This is a genomic window from Nocardioides sp. NPDC006273, from assembly GCF_040613495.1.
Classification (GTDB): Bacteria; Actinomycetota; Actinomycetes; order Propionibacteriales; family Nocardioidaceae; genus Nocardioides.
On the sequence record NZ_JBEXSD010000133.1, the window covers coordinates 1 to 1304 of the forward strand.

Here is a 1304-nt window from a genome sequence, read left to right on the forward strand (position 1 = left end):
AAGAATGGGGCAACAGCCGCAACACCACCGCCCAAGAGATCGCCGAAGACATCACCAACGCCCTCGCCAAAGCCGCCGGCGTCGACGCCCTCCTCACCGATGCCATCCCGACCGGCACCAACGACGGCCTCGACGACACCCGCAGGGAGCGCGGGATGGCGTCCCCCGAGGTCGCCGAGCGGTGGGCGCAGCTCACCGACGCCGAGCGCAAGGCGATCATCGACCAGAAGATCGAGGAGCTCGCCGAGGAGTACGGCGTCGAGGTCGAGGACATCATCTGGGACGACTCGATGAGCGGCAACGGATCGTGGAGCGAGAGCGAGAAGGCCGTACGCCTCAATCCCGACCGGCTCGACGACCCCGACCTGCTGCACACCGTGGCCCACGAGATGCGTCACGCCCGCCAGCACGAGGCGATCCGCGACGAGAACGACTGGCAGTTCTGGTGGGAGGACGACCCCTTCGACGAGCACAAGGAAGACGGCATCACCGAGGACCAGGCCAACGAGTGGGAGGAGAACTTCGACGACTACAAGAGCCCCTCCCCCGACTACGACGCCTACTACAACCAGCCCGTCGAGGTCGACGCCCGCAAGACCGGCCGCGAATATCTCGACAATGTGACCCCCGAAGAGCTCGACCGTCTCCTGGAGGAGTCGAAATGACGACGTACGCCGACCTGGTCACCGCCTACCTGGACGACCCCGGCCCCGAGACGCTCGCGCCGCTTCGCCGCGCGATCCGCAACTCCGCCAACTTCACCATCGATCTCGACCTGGGCGGGGTCGACAAGCTGCTCGCCGAGGGCGCCTACGCCGAGGCCGCGACCGCGCTGCGGGCGCTCATGCCCGGGGCGATCTTCAGCCCGTCGGCCCACCTGCGCCTGGCGACGGCCCTGGAGCGCTCCGGCGAGGAACGCTCCGCGGCCCGCGAGCGTCAGGTCGCCAGCGCTGCGCTGCGGAGCATCCGGGCGACCGGTGACGGCTCCGAGGAGCACCCGTGGACGGTGCTGCGGATCAGCGACGAATACGACCTGCTCCGTGCCCTCAAGAAGGAGCCGGGACAGCAGGAGCTCCTCGAGGCCGACGGACGGCGCATCGACCGCCACACCTGCGCCGACGGGACCCTCGTCCACTTCGACGCCACCGCGCTGGTCTGATGGCGATCACGTTCGGCCAGGTCAAAACCTGGAAAGCAGCACCCCTCGGCGACGCCGGCGACGGACTCAAAGCCGACCTCCGCAACCTCGAGACCAGCCGCGACGAACTCGAAGCAGGCGGCGTAGCCAAGTCCTGGACAGGCAT

Annotated in this window: 2 protein-coding genes; both read left to right on the plus strand. The window is 68.4% G+C overall.

The window, feature by feature from the left end:
* On the plus strand, nucleotides 1-665 hold a 665-nt coding region (locus tag ABZZ22_RS26995), incomplete at its 5' end, for a DUF6782 family putative metallopeptidase (RefSeq protein WP_354938656.1).
* Complete coding sequence (locus ABZZ22_RS27000; protein WP_354938659.1) at nucleotides 662-1159, plus strand: DUF4919 domain-containing protein; 498 nt, start codon at nucleotides 662-664, stop codon at nucleotides 1157-1159. The genes ABZZ22_RS26995 and ABZZ22_RS27000, both read left to right, overlap by 4 nt.
* Nucleotides 1160-1304: the final 145 nt, after the last annotated feature.

Coding starts and splice junctions, on each gene's coding strand:
- ABZZ22_RS27000 (WP_354938659.1), top strand. CDS start 662: ATGACGACGTACGCCGACCTGGTCACCGCCTACCTGGACGACCCCGGC.